Source organism: Neorhizobium descurainiae, from assembly GCF_051400715.1.
Classification (GTDB): domain Bacteria; phylum Pseudomonadota; class Alphaproteobacteria; order Rhizobiales; family Rhizobiaceae; genus Neorhizobium.
This window is the reverse complement of sequence record NZ_JBLFFK010000027.1, coordinates 40,610-64,636: the sequence shown is the minus strand read 5'-3', so window position 1 is coordinate 64,636 and position 24,027 is coordinate 40,610. Positions and strand designations below refer to the sequence as shown.

The 24,027-nt window shown below is 59.6% G+C and carries 31 protein-coding genes and 1 pseudogene; 13 read left to right on the top strand and 19 right to left on the bottom strand.

The window, feature by feature from the left end:
- Positions 1-24: 24 nt before the first annotated feature.
- From ACMGE0_RS29655 to ACMGE0_RS29620, 8 genes are all read right to left on the bottom strand, one after another.
- The gene (locus tag ACMGE0_RS29655) at positions 25-351 is read right to left on the bottom strand and encodes a DUF736 domain-containing protein (protein WP_436819484.1); all 327 of its coding nucleotides are present in this window, start codon (positions 349-351) and stop codon (positions 25-27) included.
- Between the two features lie 36 nt (positions 352-387).
- Entirely contained in the window at positions 388-948 is a 561-nt protein-coding gene (locus ACMGE0_RS29650; RefSeq protein WP_436819483.1) for a S26 family signal peptidase, read from the bottom strand.
- A complete protein-coding gene (locus ACMGE0_RS29645) occupies positions 945-1,439 on the bottom strand; it encodes a DUF2840 domain-containing protein (RefSeq protein ID WP_436819482.1) in 495 nt (164 codons plus the stop codon). Before ACMGE0_RS29645 ends, ACMGE0_RS29650 begins: the two co-directional genes overlap by 4 nt.
- Before the next feature lie 249 nt (positions 1,440-1,688).
- Entirely contained in the window at positions 1,689-2,561 is an 873-nt protein-coding gene (locus ACMGE0_RS29640) for a replication initiator protein A (RefSeq protein WP_436819481.1), read from the bottom strand.
- Between the two features lie 14 nt (positions 2,562-2,575).
- Complete coding sequence (locus ACMGE0_RS29635; RefSeq protein ID WP_436819480.1) at positions 2,576-2,845, bottom strand: helix-turn-helix transcriptional regulator; 270 nt, start codon at positions 2,843-2,845, stop codon at positions 2,576-2,578.
- Between the two features lie 124 nt (positions 2,846-2,969).
- A complete protein-coding gene (locus ACMGE0_RS29630) occupies positions 2,970-3,443 on the bottom strand; it encodes a DUF2285 domain-containing protein (protein ID WP_436819495.1) in 474 nt (157 codons plus the stop codon).
- A 76-nt stretch (positions 3,444-3,519) separates the two neighbouring features.
- Complete coding sequence (locus tag ACMGE0_RS29625; protein WP_436819479.1) at positions 3,520-3,777, bottom strand: transcriptional regulator domain-containing protein; 258 nt, start codon at positions 3,775-3,777, stop codon at positions 3,520-3,522.
- Between the two features lie 104 nt (positions 3,778-3,881).
- A complete protein-coding gene (locus tag ACMGE0_RS29620; protein WP_436819494.1) occupies positions 3,882-4,091 on the bottom strand; it encodes a helix-turn-helix transcriptional regulator in 210 nt (69 codons plus the stop codon).
- Positions 4,092-4,352: 261 nt separating this feature from the next.
- On the opposite strand from ACMGE0_RS29620, the gene ACMGE0_RS29615 reads away from it, so the two are divergent.
- Complete coding sequence (locus ACMGE0_RS29615) at positions 4,353-4,586, top strand: helix-turn-helix domain-containing protein (protein WP_436819478.1); 234 nt, start codon at positions 4,353-4,355, stop codon at positions 4,584-4,586.
- A gap of 26 nt (positions 4,587-4,612) precedes the next feature.
- Here ACMGE0_RS29615 and ACMGE0_RS29610 read toward each other — a convergent pair whose 3' ends face one another.
- Positions 4,613-4,846, bottom strand: a complete 234-nt coding sequence (locus tag ACMGE0_RS29610; protein WP_436819477.1) for a helix-turn-helix domain-containing protein — start codon at positions 4,844-4,846, stop codon at positions 4,613-4,615.
- 129 nt (positions 4,847-4,975) lie between these two features.
- Here ACMGE0_RS29610 and ACMGE0_RS29605 point away from each other — a divergent pair, with 129 nt between their 5' ends.
- The 7 genes from ACMGE0_RS29605 to ACMGE0_RS29575 all read left to right on the top strand — a co-directional run bounded on the left by ACMGE0_RS29605 (position 4,976) and on the right by ACMGE0_RS29575 (position 13,610).
- Positions 4,976-5,776 (top strand): IclR family transcriptional regulator, encoded by an 801-nt coding sequence (locus tag ACMGE0_RS29605; RefSeq protein ID WP_436819476.1) that lies wholly within the window; start codon positions 4,976-4,978, stop codon positions 5,774-5,776.
- Positions 5,763-6,953, top strand: a complete 1,191-nt coding sequence (locus ACMGE0_RS29600; protein WP_436819475.1) for a M24 family metallopeptidase — start codon at positions 5,763-5,765, stop codon at positions 6,951-6,953. The genes ACMGE0_RS29605 and ACMGE0_RS29600 overlap by 14 nt, the downstream gene beginning before the upstream one ends.
- On the top strand, positions 6,953-8,191 hold the full coding sequence (locus tag ACMGE0_RS29595) for a threonine synthase (RefSeq protein ID WP_436819474.1): 1,239 nt from the start codon (positions 6,953-6,955) through the stop codon (positions 8,189-8,191). The genes ACMGE0_RS29600 and ACMGE0_RS29595 overlap by 1 nt, the downstream gene beginning before the upstream one ends.
- A 60-nt stretch (positions 8,192-8,251) precedes the next feature.
- On the top strand, positions 8,252-9,214 hold the full coding sequence (locus tag ACMGE0_RS29590) for a tripartite tricarboxylate transporter substrate binding protein (protein ID WP_436819473.1): 963 nt from the start codon (positions 8,252-8,254) through the stop codon (positions 9,212-9,214).
- Positions 9,211-9,636 carry a tripartite tricarboxylate transporter TctB family protein gene (locus ACMGE0_RS29585; RefSeq protein ID WP_436819472.1) on the top strand — a complete coding sequence of 142 codons (426 nt, stop codon included), beginning with the start codon at positions 9,211-9,213 and terminating at the stop codon, positions 9,634-9,636. Before ACMGE0_RS29590 ends, ACMGE0_RS29585 begins: the two co-directional genes overlap by 4 nt.
- Positions 9,636-11,144: a tripartite tricarboxylate transporter permease gene (locus ACMGE0_RS29580; protein ID WP_436819471.1), complete on the top strand. Its 1,509-nt coding sequence runs from the start codon at positions 9,636-9,638 to the stop codon at positions 11,142-11,144. Before ACMGE0_RS29585 ends, ACMGE0_RS29580 begins: the two co-directional genes overlap by 1 nt.
- Before the next feature lie 75 nt (positions 11,145-11,219).
- A complete protein-coding gene (locus ACMGE0_RS29575) occupies positions 11,220-13,610 on the top strand; it encodes a thiamine pyrophosphate-binding protein (protein ID WP_436819470.1) in 2,391 nt (796 codons plus the stop codon).
- 88 nt (positions 13,611-13,698) lie between these two features.
- Here the strand turns inward: ACMGE0_RS29575 and ACMGE0_RS29570 are convergent, their stop codons facing one another.
- Positions 13,699-14,019: a hypothetical protein gene (locus ACMGE0_RS29570; RefSeq protein WP_436819469.1), complete on the bottom strand. Its 321-nt coding sequence runs from the start codon at positions 14,017-14,019 to the stop codon at positions 13,699-13,701.
- A gap of 449 nt (positions 14,020-14,468) precedes the next feature.
- Entirely contained in the window at positions 14,469-14,702 is a 234-nt protein-coding gene (locus ACMGE0_RS29565) for a hypothetical protein (protein WP_436819468.1), read from the bottom strand.
- Positions 14,703-14,825: 123 nt separating this feature from the next.
- Here ACMGE0_RS29565 and ACMGE0_RS29560 point away from each other — a divergent pair, with 123 nt between their 5' ends.
- The 3 genes from ACMGE0_RS29560 (at position 14,826) to ACMGE0_RS29550 (ending at position 15,842) form a co-directional block, all read left to right on the top strand.
- Positions 14,826-15,065: a helix-turn-helix domain-containing protein gene (locus ACMGE0_RS29560; protein ID WP_436819467.1), complete on the top strand. Its 240-nt coding sequence runs from the start codon at positions 14,826-14,828 to the stop codon at positions 15,063-15,065.
- Positions 15,066-15,144: 79 nt separating this feature from the next.
- Positions 15,145-15,390 carry a type II toxin-antitoxin system Phd/YefM family antitoxin gene (locus ACMGE0_RS29555; protein WP_436819466.1) on the top strand — a complete coding sequence of 82 codons (246 nt, stop codon included), beginning with the start codon at positions 15,145-15,147 and terminating at the stop codon, positions 15,388-15,390.
- Positions 15,387-15,842, top strand: coding sequence for a PIN domain-containing protein (locus ACMGE0_RS29550; RefSeq protein WP_436819465.1), 456 nt, complete (start codon positions 15,387-15,389; stop codon positions 15,840-15,842). Before ACMGE0_RS29555 ends, ACMGE0_RS29550 begins: the two co-directional genes overlap by 4 nt.
- Before the next feature lie 35 nt (positions 15,843-15,877).
- On the opposite strand, the gene ACMGE0_RS29545 is transcribed toward ACMGE0_RS29550, so the two are convergent.
- The 4 genes from ACMGE0_RS29545 to ACMGE0_RS29530 all read right to left on the bottom strand — a co-directional run bounded on the left by ACMGE0_RS29545 (position 15,878) and on the right by ACMGE0_RS29530 (position 20,051).
- Positions 15,878-16,888: a PLP-dependent cysteine synthase family protein gene (locus tag ACMGE0_RS29545; protein ID WP_436819464.1), complete on the bottom strand. Its 1,011-nt coding sequence runs from the start codon at positions 16,886-16,888 to the stop codon at positions 15,878-15,880.
- The gene (locus ACMGE0_RS29540; protein ID WP_436819463.1) at positions 16,885-17,856 is read right to left on the bottom strand and encodes a GHMP family kinase ATP-binding protein; all 972 of its coding nucleotides are present in this window, start codon (positions 17,854-17,856) and stop codon (positions 16,885-16,887) included. The genes ACMGE0_RS29545 and ACMGE0_RS29540 overlap by 4 nt, the downstream gene beginning before the upstream one ends.
- 314 nt (positions 17,857-18,170) lie before the next feature.
- Positions 18,171-19,364, bottom strand: coding sequence for a DUF932 domain-containing protein (locus ACMGE0_RS29535; protein ID WP_436819462.1), 1,194 nt, complete (start codon positions 19,362-19,364; stop codon positions 18,171-18,173).
- Between the two features lie 366 nt (positions 19,365-19,730).
- Complete coding sequence (locus tag ACMGE0_RS29530; protein WP_436819461.1) at positions 19,731-20,051, bottom strand: DUF736 domain-containing protein; 321 nt, start codon at positions 20,049-20,051, stop codon at positions 19,731-19,733.
- An 835-nt stretch (positions 20,052-20,886) separates the two neighbouring features.
- Here ACMGE0_RS29530 and ACMGE0_RS33725 point away from each other — a divergent pair.
- Positions 20,887-21,014, top strand: a pseudogene (locus tag ACMGE0_RS33725) (AbrB/MazE/SpoVT family DNA-binding domain-containing protein); the annotation flags it as partial.
- Positions 21,015-21,040: 26 nt separating this feature from the next.
- Here the strand turns inward: ACMGE0_RS33725 and ACMGE0_RS29525 are convergent.
- Both ACMGE0_RS29525 and ACMGE0_RS29520 read right to left on the bottom strand, forming a co-directional pair.
- The gene (locus ACMGE0_RS29525) at positions 21,041-21,214 is read right to left on the bottom strand and encodes a YjiS-like domain-containing protein (protein WP_436819493.1); all 174 of its coding nucleotides are present in this window, start codon (positions 21,212-21,214) and stop codon (positions 21,041-21,043) included.
- Between the two features lie 23 nt (positions 21,215-21,237).
- Positions 21,238-22,257: a permease gene (locus tag ACMGE0_RS29520; protein WP_436819460.1), complete on the bottom strand. Its 1,020-nt coding sequence runs from the start codon at positions 22,255-22,257 to the stop codon at positions 21,238-21,240.
- Positions 22,258-22,329: 72 nt separating this feature from the next.
- Between ACMGE0_RS29520 and ACMGE0_RS29515 the strand changes: the two genes are divergently transcribed.
- Entirely contained in the window at positions 22,330-23,214 is an 885-nt protein-coding gene (locus ACMGE0_RS29515) for a LysR substrate-binding domain-containing protein (RefSeq protein ID WP_436819459.1), read from the top strand.
- A 140-nt stretch (positions 23,215-23,354) separates the two neighbouring features.
- On the opposite strand, the gene ACMGE0_RS29510 is transcribed toward ACMGE0_RS29515, so the two are convergent.
- Positions 23,355-23,564: a DUF2958 domain-containing protein gene (locus ACMGE0_RS29510; protein ID WP_436819458.1), complete on the bottom strand. Its 210-nt coding sequence runs from the start codon at positions 23,562-23,564 to the stop codon at positions 23,355-23,357.
- On the bottom strand, positions 23,561-23,917 hold the full coding sequence (locus ACMGE0_RS29505; RefSeq protein WP_436819457.1) for a hypothetical protein: 357 nt from the start codon (positions 23,915-23,917) through the stop codon (positions 23,561-23,563). Before ACMGE0_RS29505 ends, ACMGE0_RS29510 begins: the two co-directional genes overlap by 4 nt.
- Positions 23,918-24,027: the final 110 nt, after the last annotated feature.

Genomic DNA, 24,027 nt, shown 5'->3' with positions numbered 1-24,027 from the left:
GAGAAGAATGGCAGCGCACGAGGGTCATGCCTGATCGTCGCGCCGCGTCTTGCGCGTCCAGTGAAGATTCCATGTGTCCTTCTTCGTGTCGGACTCAAACATGCGGGCGCGGATCGGTTCGATGAAGGAAGGGTCGTCGATGGTGACGGACAGATAGGCCCCTGCCCGGTCGCCGGTCCGATCCCACGCTGCGCCAACCTCCTGGCCATCGGCGAAGACACGGTGGCTCGGCGCGTTCTCGGCGTCGCCGCCGTCGGTCGGCAAGATGGTCACTTCGGCGTCGAGAGTAAGCGTGCGGATGCGGCCGAAAAATCCGTCGTCATTGCGGGTGAAGGTACCGATCTGGGGCATCGCGGTGGTCCTTTCGCGGTTCAAAAAAACGAGCCATCACGGCTCGTCAGGAACCGGCTCGCGGAAGCTGTCCGCAGCCGGATCGGGATCGTCGGTGGTCCAGAGCGGGATCGCCCTGCCAACCACGGTTGAACGCGGAAGCGGCCCGAAATAGCGGCCGTCGAAACTATCGGAACTGTCCCAATTCATGAAGAAGGCTTCGCCGTCGGCAATCGTCCGGCAGCCTTGCCAGATGGGCAGAGGACGGTCTTGGCCGTCGCGCTCGCGGGCCTGTCCAAAGATCGTGCCGTAGGCGGTGATCGATGCGCCGTTCCGGCAGACGGTGGTTCCAACAAGCGCCAGCACGCGCTTGAGAAGGGGCAGGCCCTTCGGCAGATAGCGGCGCTTGTCGAGGAAGCCGGCGAGCTTGTCCGGCGGCATGACGACAGCGAGGTCTCCGACCAACAGCGCGCCGCCGCGCTCGATCCGATAGAGCCCGACCGGCACGCTAGCCGACGCGTTCCAGATGAAGCGGATATCGGGCCGGCTCCAGGCCGGCACAACGATGAGGGCGGCACCGGCCAACATCACGACAAGCGTCCCACCGCGCGCCGTCATGGCTGCACCCCTTGGCGCCGCAGCCAGGCGCGATGCTGTTCGGGGGAATAGGCGCGGAAAGGCTCGTTGGCGCTGAGGCGGTTGTGGATGTGCCGCCAATGATCCGGTGCAACATCGGTCGGGTCAATGTCGAGTGCCTCGATCGCATCGATCGTCTTCAGCACGATCCCGACCTTCGGCCAGCCGTGGATGCGCAGCAGGATTTCGCCGCCGGGGCGAACGAAGGACAGCGTTTGGTATGGTTCATTGGAGCTGACAGCGCGCACGATGTCGATGCGCGAGATGATCGTGCCGTAATCGTTGCCGGCCCAGCGGACGAACGCGAAAATGCTGCCGGGCGCGAAGCTGACGATACGACGGTGGCGATCGAGCTTCTGTTCTGCAGCGATCGAACCGAAGCGTATCCAATGCTCGATCCGTTTTTCGCGCCATGTGAGTTCGACCAGCGTTCGTCCCGATGAGGTGTTGTTGAAGCGCGGTCCCATAATCATCGCTGCTCCTCCCCGCGAAGGTGCAAAGCGATGCCCGCTGGCAGCGCGATCGGGCCTTGCTCGGTGGAGATTTCGTCGGGTCGCGTTAGGAAGAATCCGAAGGATTCTGGGTTAGCACCGTTAGGACGGCGAATTATCGAAAGGCTGCGGACGGTTACGCCCGATGTCGGTCCCGGATAGTACGGCAATCCGGTCCCCGATAGTACGGGCCTTGCAGTCCTGGATAGTACGGGTCTGTCCACAGTTTGCTCACAATCTGGTCGCGCGGCGGCGCGACAGGCGTAGCGCAGCTGCAAGCGGATCGGTTGGCGTTGGGTGAAAGGTCAGGCGGATGCGGCTATTCGGATCGGTCACAAGGGCAAGCCGGTAACCGGGCAGAGGCTGCCGCCGGACAATGGCGCGCAGGTCATAGGCAAAATGCTTGAGGGGAGAGAGGGAGCCGGATTTCAGATGGAGGTGCTCGAGGTCGAAGCTCCAGCCCCATGCTTGGCGACCGCCGTGCTTGCGCACCAGACGATAAAGCCAGCGCTCGAGGCCCCCCGTCAGTTCGAAATACGCTCGATCGATGGTGAGGATCAACGCGTCATCGATAACGCCGGCATAGAACCAATCGGCGAGGATGAGTTCGATACCGAGCGGCCGGCCGGCTGCATCCAGCCGCTCCTTCCACTCGGCGATCCATGAGAAGCGATGCCGGCGCCGTTCGGCCGGTTGACGAATGGAGGTTACGACGGTGGTGGATTGCAGGCGGTCAAGCGCCGCTTTCAACCTGCCGTAATTTAGCCCGGAATCCGTTCGGCCGACGAAGGTGAGTATCTCGTATGGGGTCGCCGACATGAAGCGGGACGTACGCAAGCCTCTGTCGCGCGCCTCCACGATCTGAGAGGCTGCCCAGATCAGCACGTCAGCGTCCCATATGGTCGCCATGCCATGCTCGACGGTGGCCTCCACGCGGATTGACACATTGCCCATGCGGAAGTCGATCGGCGTTACACGGCGGGATTTGGCGAGCGAAAAGAACGGCCAGGACATGAGGTCCTGTGCGTCGCGAGCGGCGATGTCGCCGCCGGTCGGCCGAAACAGTTCGAGCTGCTGTCCCTGATATATCTTGTGCGCTGACATGGGCAGCCGTCCGCTTAGCGGGCCGCATTCGCGGCAGGGTCGCCGGCCCGTCCTTGCGGAAGACGGCTCCCCGGCGCTTCGGACGTCGACTGACGGGCGGATCCGTCGACCCAGGCTTGAAGATCAGCAATGGAATAAACCACACGCCCGCCAAGCTTACGGTAGATCGGCCCCGTTCCGTCGCAGCGGTGCTTTTCGAGCGTTCGGGGTGAGAGGTCGAGAAGGCGAGCGGCTTCGGGTGTACGTACGAAGCGTGGCCAGTTGTCGTCGGTCTTCACTTGCATTGCAGGCCTCCATCGCGGCCGCCCTCATGACGGCGGATCAGGTGCGACGATGGCGGAAAAGCTGCGGTTTGGCGGAGTGACAAAGTTGGTGGCATTGCAACCTGTCCCACCTTGCCGGATGGGTCTATGATCTCCGGAACAAATGGCCCTTCGTCCGCCCACCGTTCAGAATGCGCAGATATCCGCGCTCGATATGTTCATTTGCTTCGGTAAGAAGGCGCGCAAGCTGACGACGCTCAGGCGCGTTGCGCCATTCGACGGCCGGAAACGATCGCACATCGCGACTGAAAAGTACGCTCGCGACCTCCCGCTTGGAGGCTCCAGATCGCAGACCGTCGACCGCCCGCAGCATTTGGACGTAGCGGTGACGGTGAAATGCCGAAAGCTTCTGCCGCCGAATTACATCTCCAATCGGCTTGCCTTGGAGCAGCCGGAAGGCGCGCTGAATGCTGTGCAGACGGATCTCGATGTCATTATCGATCGGGATAATGAAGGCAGCGCGGAGGGGCGTCCAGCCGTGTGGCAGCCACAGGTTCAGCTCGCCTTCCCGTCCGGCCAATTGCAAATGGAGTCCGGCTCGGCTGTCGCGCACCACCATCATTTGCAGGAGCCGCATCGGATCTAGGTCCTGGCCACCCTGATAGGAGGAAGGAACCTCTCCGACGATGACCGTCTCATGATGCAGGTCGGGGCGCCAAACGGGGCGGGAGAAGCCAGCTTTCTTCCAAGGATCGGTCGGAAAATATGAGCCCCCACTTTGCCGGGAAGGAGCTGATCAGCGGAGCAGCCGCAGGCCCTTCTTTAGAGGCTGTCACGTAATCGATCTGATATTTGAGGTTTCTTCGCAAAAACTCAAAGGCGAAATCGCTCCGGTTAAGCGCGAATGTGTTGCTGATGAAATCCGATGATGCCCAATTGGATTCTGTTTCCATAGCTGACCCCGACGCAATACAGAAAGAGCCACCGGAGGGATATTCCCGTCCTCAGGATTGAGGACACCGATGACCGTGCCACCCGCGTGCGTGACATGCCAGAACTACGAGGGGATTTCCGATCGCTTCATTGCTTCAGCAATGGTCTGAGCTATGTTTGTCGTATCCAGTTTGTCCCTGGAATTCTTCAGATGCGAAATCACCGTTGTTTTCGAAATATTAAGTATTACAGACGTTTCCCAAGCAGTCTTCCCTCGCGAAACCCAGAATAAAACTTCCCTTTCCCTGCGAGTTAAGCCCTTCTTCGTCGACATTTCAGAAATACTCATTCTATCCTCACAAAAGAAAACCAACGCGGCAATTATCGCGTGGAGCGAATTTCATCAGGCGAACGGGTGGGGGGCATGGTCAGACGTGCCCTGTTGGGCGGTGGTGACTTTAAACCCCCATGGCATTTCGTAGACGCTCAATGGTTGTAGGTTATGCGTAACGAAAAGCTCCACGCAAGACCGGCGAATGCCGATTGATTACTATAGTATGTAGCTTTTAGGCCTGCATTCTGAATGGCTTCCCCTATGAAACTCACGGCTGTCTTCGCACGAAATTTGCGGCTGTACCGTCAAGCCGCGGGCCTCTCGCAAGAGCGGCTCGCCGAGTTCGCTGGCCTCGACCGCAATTACATCGGCAAGTTGGAACGCGAAGAAAGCTCGCCAACGCTTGATACTATTGAAGCGCTGGCAGTCGCTATGCAGATTGACGCCGAGAAGATGATCCGCCGGCTTTCTTCGGTAGACGCGAAGAAGCTATGAATTGCCTGGGAATATAAGCCTTCAGCTTACTTAGGATCGGTGTCACTTCTTTTATTGGCTCGAACAAGATTTTCGAGATCGACGCTTAGGGCGTCTGCAAGCTTGCTTAAAGAGACGATGGTAGGATTTCGACGGCCTGCTTCCAAGCCACTCAGATAAGCGCGCGTCAGTCCTGACCGGAACGACAACTCCTCCTGAGAAAGGTTGCGCTCCCGTCGTATTCTAAGAACGTTCAATCCCACTGTCGCGCGGATGTCCATCCCGCGACTTTTGGCCAGACGTTCACTCTAGTGCGACACACTATAGTGAACATTCCTCTTGACTAGCGAAGGAAAGGGCGTCTTAAATGTGCATTATATGGAACATTGTTGCTATTATCGGAACACGAAATGTCGAGTAATCAATCTCTTGAAAAGGGACTTCTCGTTCTCGGTTTGCTCAAGGAGGCGCGGGAGCCGCTAGGCGTGCGGGAGATTGCTCGGAGACTTGAACTCAGCCCGGCGGTTGCCCAGAGGCTTCTCAATAGCCTTGCTTCTTGCGGCTACGTTGAACATGCCGGCAACACCCGCCGTTACCAAATCGGATATGCGGTCCTCGGTCTTGCACAGCACGTCTTCCAAAGAGGACGTCTCCTGACGCTTGCAGAGACGGAGCTTCAGGCAATGGCAGCCGGCGGTTGCTTCAACGGCTTCCTTGGTGTCCGGCGCGGGTCGGCCGGCATCTATGTCCTAGCGGTCCAGTCGGACAGCCCTGTGGTTATCCGAAACCACCCTGGCCAAACAATGCCGCTTCACTCCACCGCGTTGGGAAAGGCCCTATTGTTCAACTTGGACGACGGCTTGATCAAGGACCTGTTGGGCGAAGCGCCGCTCCCGCGTTTTACCGACCGCACCATTACAGAGGTGGATAAACTGATCGAGCAACTTCATGTTGCTCGGCAGCAGAGGTTTGCGACAGCCATCTCGGAAAACCTCGAGGGTGTGATTTCCGTCGGCGCCCCGATCTGCGATGCAGCCGGTTCAATCACTGCCGCTATCAGCGTGGCTTTTCCTCGCGCCGTCTATCCAAAAGTAAAGCTCATCAACGTCGCTCAGAGTGTGCTGGCAGCGGCAAATCGCATTTCCAGAGAGCTCGGATTCGACGAGTCTATCGAACATTTAGGGAGAGAAAGCATCGATGCTGTTAAATGATGTGCGATTGCAGGAAGCGATGTCCAACCATGGCTTGGACGCAATTGTCGCGACGTCACCGGAGAACGTCCTGTATACGAGCGGCTTCTGGTGCCTCCCACAATGGATTCGTCGGGGGCCGCAAGCATTCGTGGTGCTGGTCGCCCCGGCAATTGATGATCCCGTGGTCATCACGGGTACGTCGACGCTTGACCTGATCGCCGATCAAAACGTCCAAGCGCGCGTGCGACGCTATGGCGCCTTCACGGTCGACACGGATCTCGCGACAATTCTCGATCCCGTCAGCGCTCGGCAGGCGGAGCTTCATCACCTGATCGATGATCGAGATGCTCTTGCCGCTCTCGTAGCCGAGATTCGCGCCGCAGGCCTTTCAGGAGCACGCATTGGGATCGACGAGATCGGCTTGCTCCCCGGTAACGTGGAGAGACTTCGGAGCGAGTTGCCTGACGTAACATGGATCCCGGCATCGTCCCTCCTTCGCTGGGTGCGTGCGGTCAAGACACCTGAGGAGATCGACCGGCTTCGTAGCATCGGCGGCATTACCGAGCGCTCGATTTCAGCAGCGTTCGATGTGGCTGTGAGCAGTGGAGCTACCGAGCTTTCGCTGGCAAGGGCCTTTCATACTCAGACAATAAAAGAGGACGCTTTCCCGGTGCTCGGATGCATCGGCTTCGGTGAGCGCAGTGCTCTCATGAATGTACAACCCTCGGACCGCGAGCTCCGCGAAGGTGATATCATCCGGTTCGATGTGGGTGGGCACTTTCGCAATTACCGTGCCGACATTGCTCGCAATGCATGCTTCGGGGAGCCTTCCCCTGATGTTCGTTTGAAGTACGACGCTCTCAATAAAGGCGTGAAGCGGGGCATTGAGCACATTCGGCCCGGTATTCCGGCTTCGAAGATCTTCGAGGTCGTCGTCGAAACCGTACGCAAGGAGGGCATTCCTCACTATCACCGCAGTCACGTCGGGCACGGAATTGGACTGGATGGCTACGATCTGCCGCTTCTATCTGCTTCAAGTCAGGACGTCCTCGAAGCAGGGATGGTTCTGTGCATCGAAACCCCCTACTACGAAATCGGGCGCGTTGGCTTGCAGGTTGAGGACATGCTCGTCGTCCGGCCGGACGGAGCGGAGATGCTGACAAACGCCGGCAACAGCCTCCTGGTGCTGAACTGATGACCCGCCCCTTCGCATATGCATGCTATCGGTGTGACAGCGAACTGCCGGTCGGGCATGCGATCGATTCACGCGGCTGCCCGAGATGTCTCGACGAAGCTCCCTCGAATTTGAAGCTGGTCTATCGGGGAACCATTTCGGAAGAAGGCAAGCCTACAAAGAAAGAGCAGCCGCCGTCGCTCTGGCGTTATGCGAATAGGCTGCCCTTTGGAGAGGACGCTGCCGTTTCGCTCGGCGAAGGATTGACGCCTCTGCGTCCGGCAGCGCGGCTCGGCGCGGAAATCGGCGTCCCCGCTCTCTTCATCAAGAATGAAGGATATAATCCGACTTGGTCTCACAAGGACCGTTTTTCCACCGTCGCCATCACAGCCGCACAGCAGGCCGGTGCGAGCACCGTTGCGACCAGCTCGACCGGTAATGCTGGCGCCTCGCTCGCAGCCTATGCCGCACGTGCCGGGCTTTCCTGCGTTGTCGCGACTGCGGCTGGTTCGGCCGGCCCTATGCTGACCCAGATCGAGAAATACGGTGCTCAGGTCATCCCCTTCGAAAACAAGTCCGATCGCTGGGCCTTCCTCGCGGAAGGTGTCGAGCGATTTGGCTGGTTCGCGACCTCGCCCTATCGGCATCCGGTCGTCGGCAGTCATCCGATCGGAATAGAGGGGTACAAGACTCTCGCGTTTGAGATCGTCGAACAAATGGGCGGCGCGGTGCCAGACTGGTGCGCCCTTCCCGTTTGCTATGGCGACGCACTCGCGGGCCTCTGGCTCGGCTTCAAGGATCTGCTCAGGGACGGCGAGATAGCGCGAATGCCGCGCCTGCTTGCCGCCGAGGTGCACGGATCGCTAGCGCTTGCTCTCCATCAAGGCATCGATCGCGTTCCAGATGTAACGGTGAGGTTCAACACATTGGCAGTCTCGATCGGCGCGACCCGAAGCACGTTCCAGGCGCTCAAGGCATTGCGAGAGACGAGAGGGATCGCTGTGCCGGTTTCCAACGACGGTCTTATTGCCCTTCAGGAGAAGACCGCAGGCATGGAGGGGATATTCCTAGAGTTGTCCTCAGTTGCACCGATAGCAGCCATCCTCACTGCGAGACAGCGGGGAGTCATTGGCCCCCATGAAACTGTCGTGGCCGTCGTCACGGCGTCCGGCTTGAAGGACATCGACAAATCGATGCCGGCAGCGAGTTCCCGCTCGTTCAGAACCGTGGACTCGGCACTGGAGGTCATCAAGGTCTAGGGAGGAAATCGCATACCACCGGGATGTCCGGTGCTCATTAAGTAGATAAGGGAACATCAAATGAAGAGAAGAGCTTTTTTGACGGCCACCGCACTCCTCGCGGCGGCCGGTCCTCGACTTGCGTCTTCAGCGTCGGGACCTTACCCGGCCGGCAATCCAACAATAGTCGTTGGCTTTGCAGCCGGCGGCGCGGGCGACATCGCAGCCCGCGTCGTTGCCAACTACGTGAAGGAGACACGTGGTTTAGCGGCGACACCGGATTTCCGTCCAGGCGCAGGCGGAACAATCGCGACCGACCAGGTTCGCCGCGCGCGGCCCGACGGATCAGTCCTGTCGCTTTATTCCGTCAGCCCGTTGCTCGTCGCACCGCATCTCCAGAAAGTGCCCTATGACTCGACGCGTGATTTCACCTACATTGCAAGCTACGCAGGAATTTCCGTCCCCTGCTTCGTGCGCAGCGACAGCCCTTTCAAGTCCTGGGATGAACTGCTCGACTATGCGCGCAAAGAACCGGAAAAGCTGAAATGGGCAACGGCCGCACCCCGCGGCCTTGCGCACATCGCAACGGATGCCGCGTTCCGCCAGGAGAAGGTGACAGCGACATTCGTCCCGTTTCGCGGCGGTGCCGATGCTGTGACTGCACTGTTGGGCGGGCATATCGATATGGTTGTTTCATCGGACTTCGGGCCCCATCTTGCGGCGGGTTCGGTTCGCTTGCTGGCTGAAACAAGCCCCAACCCCAAGGCCGCGCATCCTGACACCGTGAGCTTTGCCGAGCGAGGCTATCCGATCGCAATTCCCGCGTCCTACGGGCTCTTCGGGCCACCAGGCCTGCCGAAAGAGATCGTCGCGTGGTGGGAAGATGCCATCCGCGAAATGATCACGACCGCCATGTATGCGGATTTCCTCAAGATCATAAACGGATATCCGCTCTTCCAAGAAAGTGGCGAGTTCACGCAGATGGCCCGAGAAGCGTACGGGGATATCGGGCGTCAGGTCGAAGCGATGGGGATCCGCTTATGAATGTCGCCCCTCTCGTTCCATATACCCTCGCTGCCATCGGGCTCGGTGCAGCGGCAAATGCCCTTGAGCTTCGATTGTGGACCTACGGCGAACCGGGGGCAGGATTGTTTCCATTCCTGGCGGCCATCCTGCTTATTGTTACCAGCCTGCTTTCGACGCGGGAGAAAGTACCCGAAGAAGAGGCAATCGAGCTTCCTCGTCTTATCGGTTACTCCGCTGCGCTCGCGGGATTCTGCCTGATGTTGAACATCGTCGGCTTCGCACTGGCCGCGCTGCTGTTCCTAATAGCGGTCCTCACCCTCATCGAACGCATGGAATGGAAAAAGGGCATTCTCCTGGCGGCGCTCTTCGCCTTTTCGACATGGGGCTTGTTTGAGGGACTTCTATCGGTCCCTCTCCCTCAGGGCATGTGGAGGATGTAATGCTCGACTCCCTTACGCAGCTTCTTATGGGGCTTGGAATTGCTCTTGAGCCTGCCAACCTTGCGGTCGCACTTCTGGGAGCGATCCTGGGAACCGCGGTCGGCGTTCTTCCCGGCCTTGGCCCTTCCGCCACGGTCAGCCTCCTGCTGCCCGTCACCATGGTGCTTGACCAGACAAGTGCGATTATCCTGCTTGCCGGTATCTACTACGGCTCCCAGTATGGAGGCTCAATCACATCGGTGCTGATGCGTGTGCCAGGAGAGGCATCAAGCGTCATGACATGCTTCGACGGCTATCCCATGGCTCGCCAGGGGCGTGCCGGGGCCGCATTGGGGATCAGTGCCTTCGGGAGCTTCATCGCTGGGATCAGCGCGACCTTGGCGATCGCGATCGTCGGCCCCGCCTTTACATCGGTGGCACTCGCATTCGGACCGGTCGAGAAAGCATCTATCGTCCTGCTCGGCCTGGTGCTTGCCGCAAGCATTGGGAGCGGATCGCGTGTAAAGGCTTGGACGATGGTGGCTCTCGGGCTTCTTCTTTCGACCACCGGCGTCGATCTGATTTCCGGTGAGGAACGTTTCGCTTTTGGGATCAGTTACCTTCGCGACGGCTTCAACATCGCCGTCCTGGCAATGGGCCTGTTCGGAGTCAGCGAAATGCTGATGATGATCGAGAGGAGGAGTTCTGCGGAATCTGCGCCGATCCCATCCTATCGTCTGAGGGAATTGCTCCCGACAGGCAAAGACTGGCAGGCTTCGAGAGGACCGATCGCGCGCGGGACGGTGCTCGGGTTCTTCCTTGGTCTGCTGCCGGGCGGCGGGGCGCTGGTAGCCGGCTTTGCCAGTTACCTGCTCGAAAAGAAGCTTTCCCGCTCCCCAGAGCGCTTCGGCAAAGGGGCGATCGAAGGTGTAGCCGGGCCTGAAAGCGCCAATAATGCGGCCGCCCAGGCGAGCTTCATTCCGATGCTCTGCCTCGGAATTCCCGCGAATGCTGTGATCGGGATCATTATGGGTGCACTGCTGATGCAGAATGTCGTCCCGGGCCCACAAATCCTAACGGAGCATCCTGAGCTTTTTTGGGGTATCGTTGCCAGCATGCTGGTCGGCAATGCGATGCTGGTTGTGCTCAACGTGCCGCTGATCCGGATATTCGTGCTGCTCCTGCGCATACCCGCAGCGATGATGGCTCCGCTCATCGTATTGTTCTGCGTCATCGGTGCGTTCAGCATGAACAATAGCTTGTTCGATGTCGGCGTGGTGATCGGATGCGGTGTGGTCGCCTATGGACTGCGCAAGGCCGGCTTCGACCTGGCTCCGCTCCTGTTGGCGTTCCTGCTCGGCTCATTGCTCGAAGAAAACCTCCGGCAAGGTTTGATCCTCGGGCTCGGCAATCCCCGGATCTTCGTGGAGAGCCCGATCAGTCTGACGGTGATACTTTTCACGGTCGCCATTCTGATCGCACCGGCCGTGAAGGATTTGAGGACGCGCCTGATCCGCAAGCCCTGCTGAGACCCACCGGCGGACCGCTTAGAGCCGCCGCGTCGCTGATAAAGAACGCTCGATAAATGGGAGAGAGAGCTGTCAATGCAGAACGAGCACCTGAAAACGATCGAACAACGCGTTTTGTGGCTATCGCATTGGATGATCCATCACGCCAACCACATCCGTCCAAAGGCCGACGGGATCAAGGTGGGCGGCCATCAGGCATCGTCCGCTTCTCTGGTGTCGATCATGACGGCACTCTACTTCTCGGCGTTGCGTCCCGAGGACCGCGTGGCCGTGAAGCCCCACGCATCTCCAGTCTTTCATGCGATCCAGTATCTCATGGGCAACCAAACTCGCGAGAAGATGGAGAATTTCCGCGGCTATCACGGCGTCCAGAGCTATCCGAGCCGGACCAAGGACGTCGATGACGTGGATTTCTCAACCGGATCCGTCGGTTTGGGTGTCGCGATAACGTCGTTTGCATCAATGATCCAAGACTATGTGGCCGCAAAGAGCTGGGGAAAGGACTTAAACCCAGGACGAATGATTGCCCTGGTCGGCGACGCCGAGCTGGATGAAGGCAATATCTACGAATGCCTGCAAGAGGGATGGAAACATGGCCTGCGCAACACGTGGTGGATCATCGATTATAATCGCCAGTCTCTCGATGGCATCGTGCATGAGGGACTTTTCCGGCGGATCGAGGATATCTTCAGCGCCTTCGGCTGGGACGTGGTCCGCATCAAGTACGGTGTCCTGCAACGCGCCGCCTTCGAAGAGCCGGGCGGGCTCCGGCTGCGGGAATGGATCGATAATTGCCCCAATCAGCTCTATTCGGCTTTAACGTTCATGGGCGGAGCCGTCTGGCGCAAGCAGCTCATGGACGATCTGGGCGACCAGGGAGATGTGACGGCGCTGATCGAGCGGCGTAGCGACGAGGAACTCGCCACGTTGATGGAAAATCTCGGTGGCAACTGCGTCACCACCATGGCGGAGACTTTTGCCGCTATCGATCACGATCGCCCGACCTGCTTCCTGGCTTACACTATCAAGGGCTGGGGAACACCCATCGCAGGCCACAAGGATAATCACGGCGGGTTGATGACCAAATCCCAGATGGCGACATGGCAGGCTCAGATGGGCGTGCCCGAGGGCCAGGAATGGGAAAAATGGACGACGGTCGATGACCCGGAACGGCTAAAGGCTTTTCTCGACACCGTCCCCTTCTACTCGAAAGGCCGGCGCCGCTACGAGGATGACGTGATCGCGGTCCCCACTATTGCCGTCGGCAGCGAGCGCGAAATCTCCACGCAAATGGCTTTCGGCAAGATCCTGGACGACCTTTCCAAGAGCAGCAACGATCTGGCCGCCCGCATCGTGACGATGTCGCCGGATGTAACCGGAACGACGAGCCTTGGTCCTTGGGTCAATCGCCGGAAGCTTTTCGCTCGCGAAACGCGCGCCGACGTATTCATGGACCAGAAAATTCCCTCCACGGCCAAATGGGAGTTCACGCCGGAAGGACAGCATATCGAACTCGGCATCGCCGAGATGAACCTATTCCTGCTCCTGGGTGCAGCCGGTCTTTCACACTCTCTTTTTGGCAAGCGGCTGCTGCCTATCGGAACGGTCTATGACCCGTTCGTCGCGCGTGGTCTGGATGCGCTGAATTACGCGTGCTACCAGGACGCCCGCTTCATGATCGTGGGTACGCCTTCAGGTGTCACGCTGGCACCGGAGGGTGGTGCCCACCAATCCATTGGCGCGCCGCTGATCGGCATGTCGCAGGATGGCCTTGCCTCCTTCGAGCCGGCCTTCGTCGACGAACTTGCCGTGATCATGGCCTGGGCGTTCGACTATATGCAAAGAGATGGAAGCGGCGATCCGGATGAACGAACCTGGCTTCGCGATGAAACCGGCGGCTCTGTATATCTGCGGCTCTCAACGAATCCGATCGAACAACCCGTAAAACGGCTCGACGACGGCTTTCGACAAGGCGCCGTGGACGGCGCCTACTGGCTTCGCAAACCAGGTCCTAACTGTGAGATCGTGATCGCTTATCAGGGTGTCATTGCCCCGGAGGCAATCAAAGCCGCCGGGATGATCAGCGAAGGACGGCGCGACGTGGGCGTTTTGGCGGTGACCTCCGCCGATCGACTGCATGCCGGCTGGACGGCCGCACAGCGGGCCCGCGCGCGCGGAATGATCGCGGCACGGTGCCATGTCGAGCAACTGATGATGAATGTACCCCCGCATTGCAAGCTCATAACAGTTATCGACGGGCATCCGGCAACCTTGTCCTGGCTCGGATCGGTCACCGGACATCGGACAATACCGCTGGGAGTCGAGCATTTCGGGCAGACGGGCACGATCGCCGATCTTTACCGCCATTTCGGAATTGATGCGGCTGGTATCGTGGAAAAAGTCAATGGCCTGACGTATGGCCGGCCACTCGCAAGACCTCTTTCGATCGCGTGGTCCAATCCGTAACTAACAGGCTGGACAAGAGCATAGGAACACTCAATGCAGGGCGCGGTTGATCCCAGCGCCCTGCCCTCCCCGAAAACCTCCATCGGTTTTACGGAGACTGCGGCTCGGTCACGACTTCGACCACCTCCCGCGAACGGATGAAGCCGCCGAGATCGCCATCCATGCCGTTGAACAAGTCGACAATCGCCCCGCGGGTAACCGGCAGCGTATGAAGGCGCACAATCTTCATATCGCGCAGCGGCTGTTGCCGTCCCTCTTCTTCAATCAGCGCCGTCCTGAACGCCACGAGGTCGTTGCGCGCCTCGTCTACCGATTGGTAGAACTGGCGTGCGCAGTTTTCCAGATCGTCGCCGTAGGAGTAAGTATAGAAGGTAAAGCCCTTGTCGGTCCCTTGATCGATATCGGCCATATCACGGTTTCCAAACAGAGCATTCGCGGTACGCCCCCGCCTATGCTCATTGACCCCTGGTGACCGGGGAGTTCGAAACCGTCACGAAACGGCCCTGTAGCCTTTAGCCGGAGGCCTGTTGCATACGCCACAGGCTCCCCGACCATAAGGTCAAGGAGTGTGGTGCCGTAGCAGCCGACACCAACTTTCGTGAGGGGTTTCGACGCCCCACGGCAGCGCGTCACTGCCTTATGTTCATTCTAGTATACCGATCCTCGGTTGTCGCGCTTTTTTTTTGCATTTGCTTCGGGCGCTCAACAGGGGAATTGAAGGCAAAGACAAGGACTTGCCAGAGGGAGAGAATAGCTTGCTCTGCGGTCAGTGGTGCGACTCAGATGCAAAATGTTGGGCGATCAGGGAGGAGAGAAAGATGCGCAGGATCTCGCCGTTCTCGTTCTCGTCTTCCCAGATCATTGTATAGAGATCATCAGTGTCCAGCACGAAGGACACCTTGCGCCGCATGGCAGCAAATGTCCGGCAAGGATGGTGGAGAAAGACAAGGCCTGCGCTTTCGACGCTTCGAAACTCTCCCCTTGAGACACCAGATCGCCACCGGCAACAGCGCTGTTGAGCCATGCCGCCCGCGCGTCAATGTAGGCCGAGATTAACCGCTCGAGTTCGAAATCTTGTGCGGATTCCTTCATGCCGGGGCTCGCTGGACATGGCCGCATATTCCTTTGTAACTTACTCTTTTGGGCGCTAAGTTACGATTATGATAAGTCTTATAACTTTCGCTTTCAATACTAAAGTTTCCAAAAGGGAAAGTTTTGATCACAGCTGAACAATGTCGAGCCGCACGCGGCCTGTTGGACTGGACCCAAGCTGAACTGGCTCGGCGCGTGTCGATCAGCGTAGTTTCGCTCCGGGCGTTTGAAAGAGGCGGAGAGATGCGAGCTTCAAATTTGAAACTGTTGAAGCTAACTTTCGAGCAAGCCGGCGTGGTCTTCATCCCCGAAAACGGTGGCGGCGCGGGCGTACGGCTGGCAAAGCCGCGACATGCGGAATGAAGGGGCGGCAATTTAAGACTTGCCAAACCGAACCCACGTGATCATATGTAGGTAAAATCACTACTTTGGGATTCCTGCCATGGAAAAAGCCGTATCAGCAGCGGAGGCCAATCGCCGTTTCTCCCTGATCCTCCGCGAGGTTCGGGAGGGAGACAGCTATGTTGTAACCAGCCATGGTAAACCCGTTGCGCGCATTCTTCCTGCCGGCGCTCACCAGGAGACTGCCACGGGCGCTCGATCTGCCCTGATTTCCCGCCTCGAAAAACAGCCCATCGTCCATGCCGGAAAATGGTCGCGCGACGAGCTCTACGAGGATGACCGGTGAGGGTTGCGTTCGACACGAATGTCCTTGCCTATGCAGAAGGGGTCAATAGCGGCGAGAAACGCGATGTCGCGCTTGATCTCGTGCGGCAACTTCCACAGTCATCCGTTGTCATTCCGGCGCAGGTCCTCGGTGAGCTCTTCAACGTTCTGGTGCGCAAGGCCGACAGAAGCCGCAGTGAAGCGCGGGACGTCCTGCTAAGCTGGAAAGATACGTTTCTGGTCATGCCGACCACGGCGGAAACAATGATGATCGCTGTCGATCTCGTGACAGATCACCGGTTCAGCATATGGGATGCCGTTATCCTGGCGGTCACCTCACAGGCGGGCTGCCGCCTGCTCCTATCGGAAGACATGCATGAAGGCTTCACATGGGGAGGCGTAACCATCGTCAACCCCTTCGCGGTCCCGCGGCACGAGCTTCTGTCCATCCTGCTGAGCGGTCACCCAAACTGAGCGTACGAACCGGGACGTTGAACGAGCTGAGGCCCTTACAGCGGCCGCCGGGCCCACCGCATGTATGTCCAATCGCCCTCACCGGCTGGGGCTATCTCGGATAGCTCTGTCGGCTCGTTCAATGCGGCGGCCGGCCAATCGGCTTGGGACGTTAGCCATTCGTCCGAATAGACCGTGGATTGATAGCGATAGCCTTTGTCCGGCATGACGACCACGACCGTCTCCTCTGGATGGCTTCGGGCATACCAGGCACCCACGAGTGCCGCCGCACCGCTGGTCGGGCCGACATACATCGCATGACGGCGGTACAATTTCCTGGTGGCGCCAAACGCTTGCAACGCGCCCACCCAATGCACCTCGTCAATCAGCGTATGATCGAGGTTCTTGGGGACAATGCTGTTGCCGAGGCCGCGCAGCAGCCGGGGACCGGCCACATGTCCGAAGAGCACGCTGTTGTTGGTATCCACGGCGATGGCGCGCATCTCGGGAAAGAGCGAACGGAGATAGCGCGTCGTCCCGCTGAGCGATCCGCCGGAGCCGACACAGCCAACGAGGCAATCGATCCTGCCGAGCTTTTCCACGATCATCTCGGCAAGTCGCGAATAGGCGGCGGGATTGTCCGGATTGTCATATTGCTTCGGCCAGAATGCGCCTGGTTTGCTTTCCAGCACCCGGTGCAGTTCCGCAAGCCGGCCGCTCTGATTGCCGGTCCGGCTCTCGTCTTCCACCAAGGTGACGGAAGCGCCAAGCTGTTTCAGTCGTTCCTCGAATCCCGCATCCATCAGGCTTGTGGCGCTGACGATCGTGAGCCCGTATCCGCGAACGGCAGCAAGCATGGCAAGCGCCATGGCGAAGGTGCCCGAGCTCGTTTCGGCGATATGGCCGCCCGGTTGCAAGGCACCGCTTTCTTCGGCGCGATCCAGCATATAGCGGGCCGGCAGGAGCTTCATGAGATGAAACTGCGCGGCATAAAAGTTTGCCCCGAGCTCGACCATGCGCGGCGTTTCGTAGTCGAGAAGAAAGGACAGCTGCGGTTGCACGTTCATCCCCATACCGGCATGGCATCGGCATTCACGGCAAACCTTACGATATCGGTGAAGCCGGCCTCGCGGGCAGCTGTTGCGGCGCGCTTTGCCCGAGATGGTGCATCGAACGCCTTTCCGTCGAGCAGAACGCCCATCAGGTTTCCGCTATGGGCAACCTGCACACCGCAACCGTCGTTCTCTTCACAAATTCGAAGAAGCTCCTCGAAATGCTTTTTTGGAAGATGTCGCTGGTTGATGCGGGCGCTGGCCGTCGCGACGTGTCCCAACAGGCTGGCATCCTCATCAACGATAGCGCGGCGGGCAAGTCCGCGCAGCACACGGAAGCTTTCGATTTCCGAACTGTCATATTGGGCCGGTGAGAAGGCGATCGTATCCACGGGCGGATCATCTCGTGAGACAAATCCAACAACGTACAGGGGTGGATAATCGCCGGGAAAATATTCGAGCACCCTTCCCTCGCGATGCGCAAAGAGGACCACCCGCTCGCCGAAGGCAATGCTGTCGCTTGCGGTTTCGGCCTCGACAGCCAGCCGGCAAATCAAAGACCGCCGCAGCTCCACGCCTGTCGCGGCGGCAGCAGCGCGGATTGCCGCGACGACGTCCGCCGTCGATGATCCGTAACCGTAACCAATGGGAATTGAGGTTTCGATGGTGAGGCATCCGGAGACTTGGGAGTATCCCAATTCCTGGAAGGTCAGCGCTGCGGCTTTCGCAGCCTTGCTGCGGCCGGGCGGACGCGTGCGGATGTCCCTGCCATCCTCAGGCCAGAAAGTGGCGATGGATTCCGCACATGGAAATGGAAGCGTGAGGAGCGCGCGATGAAGTCGGCCCGCCTCGTCCAGGAAGACACCTTGCAGGATCTCACCATGATGGGCGCTGGCCCTGCCAGTTCCGACACGTAGCGGTCGGGAATAGACGTGGCCTAGAGTTGTGCGGGTTTCGAATGGAAAGCTGTTGGGAAAGGACATGGAGCGCCCTCAAAGAGAATCGTGACACGTCGTAAGTTTTCTCGGAGCGAGCGATGCTGTCTCTCCTCATTTATGAGGATAAACAATAACTTGACATGGATTTACGCTCTAACGAGTTCTTGAAGAGACGTGATCTTCTGACCATGTCGGCTGGTTGATTTCCGAGTTGCGAGCCGGGCGAAGCCCGGCGAGCGCCGCCACGCGCGCTTCACGGAGCCGTGAAAATCTGTCATAGACTGTTCTCTCGGGACACCATGCGACGGACCGATGGATCGGACGCGGCGGAACTCGTTCACCGCGTCCGATCCAATCTTTTATGATGCCCGCTCCAACAGGACCTTTGCCTTTCCTTCAAGCTCAAGGCGGGTATCCTGATGCGCCTTGGTGCGGGCGTGCGCCGTCAATCCCTGCACAAAGTCGAAGATGCTTTCAGGCGGGCGGCCCTCCTCCTGCAACACTGTCTCGATGATCCTGCCGGTCTCCGCCTTGCTGAACCCGCGACGGCGAAGGAAGGTTTCACGATCCTCATCGGTGCGGGCGACGATCTTTTCGCGGGCCGCCTTGATGCCGGCGACAAAGGGCGCGGGCGAGGAATTGGCGAAGCTCTTCAGCGCCGGGGCCGCTTGATGCGCGAAACGCTGCGCCGCGAACTTCGAATGCCGGATGGTGATTTCCTCGAAATTCTCGACGCCCCACAAGCAACGGTTCATGCAAACCGCCCTGAGATAGAAGCTGGCGATGCCGAGCGTCTTGCTGCCGACTTCGCTGTTCCAGCAATAGAAGCCTCGGAAATACAAATCGGGCTCTCCGTTCGGCAGGCGTCCGGCCTCGATCGGGTGCGTGTCGTCCACCAAAAACAGGAAAACATCCCTGTCCGAGGCGTAAAGCGTGGTGGTGTCCTTCGTCACGTCCACGAAGGGGTTATGGGTCATGGTCGCCCAATCCAGCACGCCCGGCACCTTCCACATCGTATCGCCCACGCCATTGCCCGCGATCTTCATCACCGCTCCGACAAGCTCATGATCCCAGATACGCCCGTAGTCCGGGCCGGTCACGGCGCGCAATTCAATCCGGCCGTCGTCCGTTTCCAGCGTCTTGACCAGTTCGGCGCGATGCGAAAGCAAACCATGCTGCAGGTTGATGCCTGCCAGCGGCCCGGGGAGCTGCCGCATATAGGATGCCGGTGCACCCACGAGGCTGCAAAGCTGGCCGAAACTCCAATGCGTCGGAGCAATCGAGGCCTCCTGCCCCGGGACGACAAGCGAAAGCCTTTCCGCATTGTCGCGACTGGCTTCCACGCGCACGGCGCGGCTTTCCACCGTGCGGGCCGTGGCGCGATCCGCACGCGCCCTCACGGCGTCGTAAAGTTCGGTGAGCGACAAGTACCGCTCGTCATCGGGACGCGAAAACCATTCCGAGGAAACGCGGGTGTTCAGGCTGCCACGCGACACATCAATGCGGAAACCGCTGCTGACTGGCTGGCTGTTCTGGCTGCTGCTGATATTCATGTCCTTGCTCCTTTCCCTTTGTTGCCGAAGGCATGTGCTCGGCATGCCTTCCGGGGGCGCGTGAGCGCGCGGGGATGGAGGGGGCAAATGCCGGCGAGCATGACCGGTCTGCCAGCGTGAGCGGGACGCAATCGAGAAGATCGGAATTATGAGGATCGACGGCCGTTCTGCGAACCGGCGGGCCTGCCATGCGCAGGCGGCATTTGCGGGGAGCAAGGGGGAAAGTCTCCCTTGGCTCCCGCCTGATCGGCAAGGCCCGTCCGCAGCCGAACGAGACAAGGCGCGCGCAGCGCTCCGAGTTCCATGATGGCGGCGGACATAAGCATGGCAAAGCCCCGCTTTCGCGGGGCCCGGCCGGTTCGGATTTCAGTCGTTCTCGTCAGGGCGGCTGCGGCGCGACCAGGCCAGCACTAGGTCTTCGCCCTCGGCTTCGAAGAGGCCCGCGTAAATGGGCTTCGGGAAGCTCGGGTCATCGAGCTTCACGGAGTAGAAGTCGCTGCCCCTGTCGGAACGCTTCTTCCAGGCCGCTCCGAACTCGGCGGTTCCGGCGAATACCCGGAAGACCGGGCCGTTCTCCACCGGCTCCTCGATTGGGACGAACCGTACGCCCTTGACGTTGATCGTGAGGGTCTTGACCGAGCCGGTGAAGCCGTTTTCGGTGCGGGTGAAAGTGCCGATCGTAGCCATGTCGTGATTTCCTTCTGCTGATCGGGCCGCGCCCATCGCGGCCTCGATAGCGGTCGATGGACCGGGGACGATCGTCCTGCACCCAAGGGGCGGCAACGCAGTGGGAGGCGGCCGGAGGCAGCTTTTTTGGTTGGCGATGCAAAGCCGAAGGCGGCGGAAAAAAGCTGGCGACGGACGTTGCGGGATCAAGATCGAGGCGGCGCCTGCGTTGCCGGTCTTCGGTCAGACCAGCCTCATCGAGGTCGCCGTGGTGCCGCCTGAATCAGTCGGAAAGGAAAGTCACGACACGATTGCCATCCGTCGAGCGGTTTCGCCTGCACCGAAAACGGCTTTACCGGATCCATTGCGGCAAACGCCCAAACATCGACCTCAAGGGCATGAGGTTTCCCTCTCCTTTTGAGAGGCGGTGGAGAACGGCGCCGTTCCTCGGGCCTGCTTCGCTTTGATCCGTTCGCTGCCGGACGGCGTGAAAGGCGTGGTCGGCGCAGCAGCGGCGGCTTCTCCGTGAAGCTTGGCGTTCGGGTTTCCCGATGCCCTCTTGCTCTATGCGGGCCTGTTCAAAACCACGGCGGAGATATGCGTGTCCTGTACTTGTCCTGCCGTTGCCGTCCCGACGAGAACGACTGAATCCCGGGTGGGGCGTGGGCTCTTGAGCCGGGGGATGACAGGCGAGGTCCGCCGTTGCCCTCTGCGTCAGGGATCGTCACCGGAAGGCGAAGACCCGTGAGGGGCTTCGCGAGCCGTCGCAGGCGGCGAGTAGAGCGCGGCCCGCAGGGAGACGCCTAGCGATTCAGACATTACAAAGTTATGTATATCCCAATTGGATATGCGGGAGATGGTCCATGACCAGTTCCACGGTTTCACCAGCAATCGCAGCCAGGCGGTTCGGCTCCCAAGGCGGTCACCTTTCCCGAAGACGTGCATCAGGTCGACATTCTCAAGATCGGGCGCAGCCGGGTGTTGCAGACCTTAAATGATGTCGCGAAAGTCTATTCTCTGCGACCGTGCATGCACCCACGCGGATGCTCGTGGTGCTTGTCGAGTTCGTGCGCCTGTTCGCGGGTTATCCCAAGATCGTCAAGCAGATGATTATCGAGCCGGGATAGCGGTCGATTATGTTGCGAGCCGCGCCGTATGCACAGTCTGCGCCAAAGCGATGCCATGACCATACCGACCAAGCTTCTTTTCACGGCAACCACGCCCAAATCCCGCCGAAAGCGTATCCGATCGCCAAAGAACCGATCACGGCGAGCGCCACGAGCAGAGCTATGGTTGCGGGCCCAAGGACCGCCACCACAGCCAGGACACCCCAAATGCTGACAGCGCCGCCGGACACGAGGAACGCCATCGCTGCACCAGGCGACATGCCGAGATCACGCAATCCACGAACCAGGGGCAGCGCCGCGTAGCCGTCGAGATACATTGGCGCACCCACCAGCACCGCCAGCGGAACCCCGTAGATGGAATCGTCGCCGACATAGGTTGCCAGGAGATGCGGCGGCAAAAGATCGCGCAGCAAATACTCCGCGGAGAAGGCGAAGCTGAGACATACAACGATCAGCCTCGTCATCGACAGAAGTTCTGCGCGAAAGACGCGCGTCCGGGCCGGTTCCCGCCAGATACGGAAAGAGAAGCCACTCGGAGAGCAGGTGTTGCAGTCATTGCTGGCCGCGATCCGTGACGCACGGAGTGGACGCCGCACCATACTTGTGCCCGTCAGCGCCGCCGTTCCCGCCCCCGCAACAATCCCGAGCGCGAAAGCCGCAATCATTTTTCCAACAGCAAAAGCGGGACCGAGAATGGCCCAGGTGACAGTGAACATTGCCGGATCGGTGAGAGGCGAGGAAAGCCAAAACGCCATGATGGGCGCCAGCGGTACGCCCGCCGCTAGGAACCCCGTCATCAACGGAAGCACGGTCACGCCGCAGACCGGCGTTACTGAGCCGATAGCGGACGCGATCACGATGGTAGAGGCAGGACGGCCCTCGAACCACCCTGCCGTGATAGCTCCCGCCCCGCTCGCTGCAACCCACGCCGTGAGGATAAGCCCGACCGCGATCGTCGGCGCTACGTCAACGAAGCTCTTCAGCACGAACCGCAGGGTCTCCTGGGCCTTCTCCGGCCAAGAAACGGCCACGGCGGCCATGGCGATCGCGACCGTCGCCCAGATGACCTGCCTTTGCCCACTCGGCAGCGCAATGTTCATGATTACCATCCTTTTCGTGGCAATCTATTACGTGCGCTTCCATTGATAAAACGAATAATATAAATACTAGATATGAGCCAAGCAGATACCTTATTTCCTCAGCTTGATAGCGATTTGCTGCGCAGCTTCCTGGCGGTCGCCAGTGCCGGCAGCGTCAGCGGAGGCGCGGCGCGTCTGCTCCGCACGCAATCCGCCGTCAGTCTCCAAGTGCAGAAGCTCGAAGAGATCGTCGCGCAGCAATTGTTCGATCGGCATGGGCGCGGAGTTTCCCTAACGACACACGGCGAGCAGTTGCTGCCGATCGCGCGTCAAGTCGTTGAAACACTCGACCAGGCAGTCATCGCGATGCGGAGGCCGGACGGCAATGGTGAGATCCGATTCGGAATGCCGGAGGAATATAGCGATACGTTGCTGCCCGCGATCCTGGCCGGCTTTGCACAAGAGCAGCCCCGCGCGCGCATCCTATTGCGGTGCGGATCAAGCGTACAGTTCCCGGCTGCGCTCGCAGCCGGAGAACTCGATATCGCGCTACACACGCCCGAGAACATGGAGGCTGGCGACATTGTCGTTCACCGTGAGGGAGCCATTTGGGTCGGATCGGCATTCCACGACGTCGAAAACCGCCGGCCGCTTCCAGTTGCTCTGTTTGAAAGAGCATGCTGGTGGCGGGAACGCTGCCTCGACCTTCTGCAAAAATCCGGAGTGGACTACGAGGTCGTCTGCACCTGCGAAAGCGTGGCCGGCATCCGGGCAGCAATCTCAGCCGGCCTCGCTGTCGGTGTCCTGCCGCAAGGCGCGCTTACCAATAGCGTCCGGCAACTATCAGGTACCATCCTTCCGCAGCTTGAGAACACCGCGCTCGTCCTCACGCGATCGGCCGCCGCGCCGGCTCGCCTCGCTGATAATCTAGTTTCGATCGTGAAGAGGACGGTTCAGGCGCTTGATGGTTCAGCCTAGCCACAAAAAGCTGCAACCCTATCTCGGTCCAAGCGGTCAAATTATGTAGAGGGAAATGACGGAAATACCTCGAATTCCACACGCAATCTAAAGTAGCTCTGCATAATCCTACACTCGATTTAATTCGGGTTATGTCGAGCTCAACATAAGCCGAACAGCCGCAAATCGCCGTCTGGTTCCTCGTATCCTTCGGTGATCAGCCAAGTTGGGCTGCCGTCTGGCGTGAACAGCTTTACGACCGGCCGCGGGTCGAAGTCTTCCCGTTCCTGGCTGGCTCGGCCATTATCGATGAGACGGGCGCGCAGTTCGTCCGGGATCAGAGCTTCGGTGCGGGAAAATCGCCGCGTCATAACGCCGCCTCCCCCGCCTCGACCCAAAGCTCCGCATCCTCGTTGATCCGGTAGCGGACGCGGAAGGCGGCTATGGCGCCTTCCTGCCGTTCCAGCTTGCGGGTCAGGGCGTCGATCTCACTGCGCCGCTCGAAGCGGAGTTGTGCGGCGTTCTCCTGATACTGGCGCTCGTCCGCAGTCGTCCATGTCGAGGTCGAGCGGCCATATTGTCTGGTCTTGACGCGGGCGGTGATCGCCATGCGCTCGGCGCGCTTCCTGATCTGCCTTTCGATGATTTCGATGTGGTTGCGGGTTTCTTCGCAAGCCCTCATCATGCGGACCAGCTTTTCCCGCTGCTCGGCATAGGTTCTCATTGTCGTGGTTCCTGTGATCCGGTGGTGGTTCCCGGCCGTAGCGCTACCGCGACCGGGGAATTCCTCGGCGCAATGGGGGAGTGGCCGGAACCGCGTGGCGGCTCCGGCCA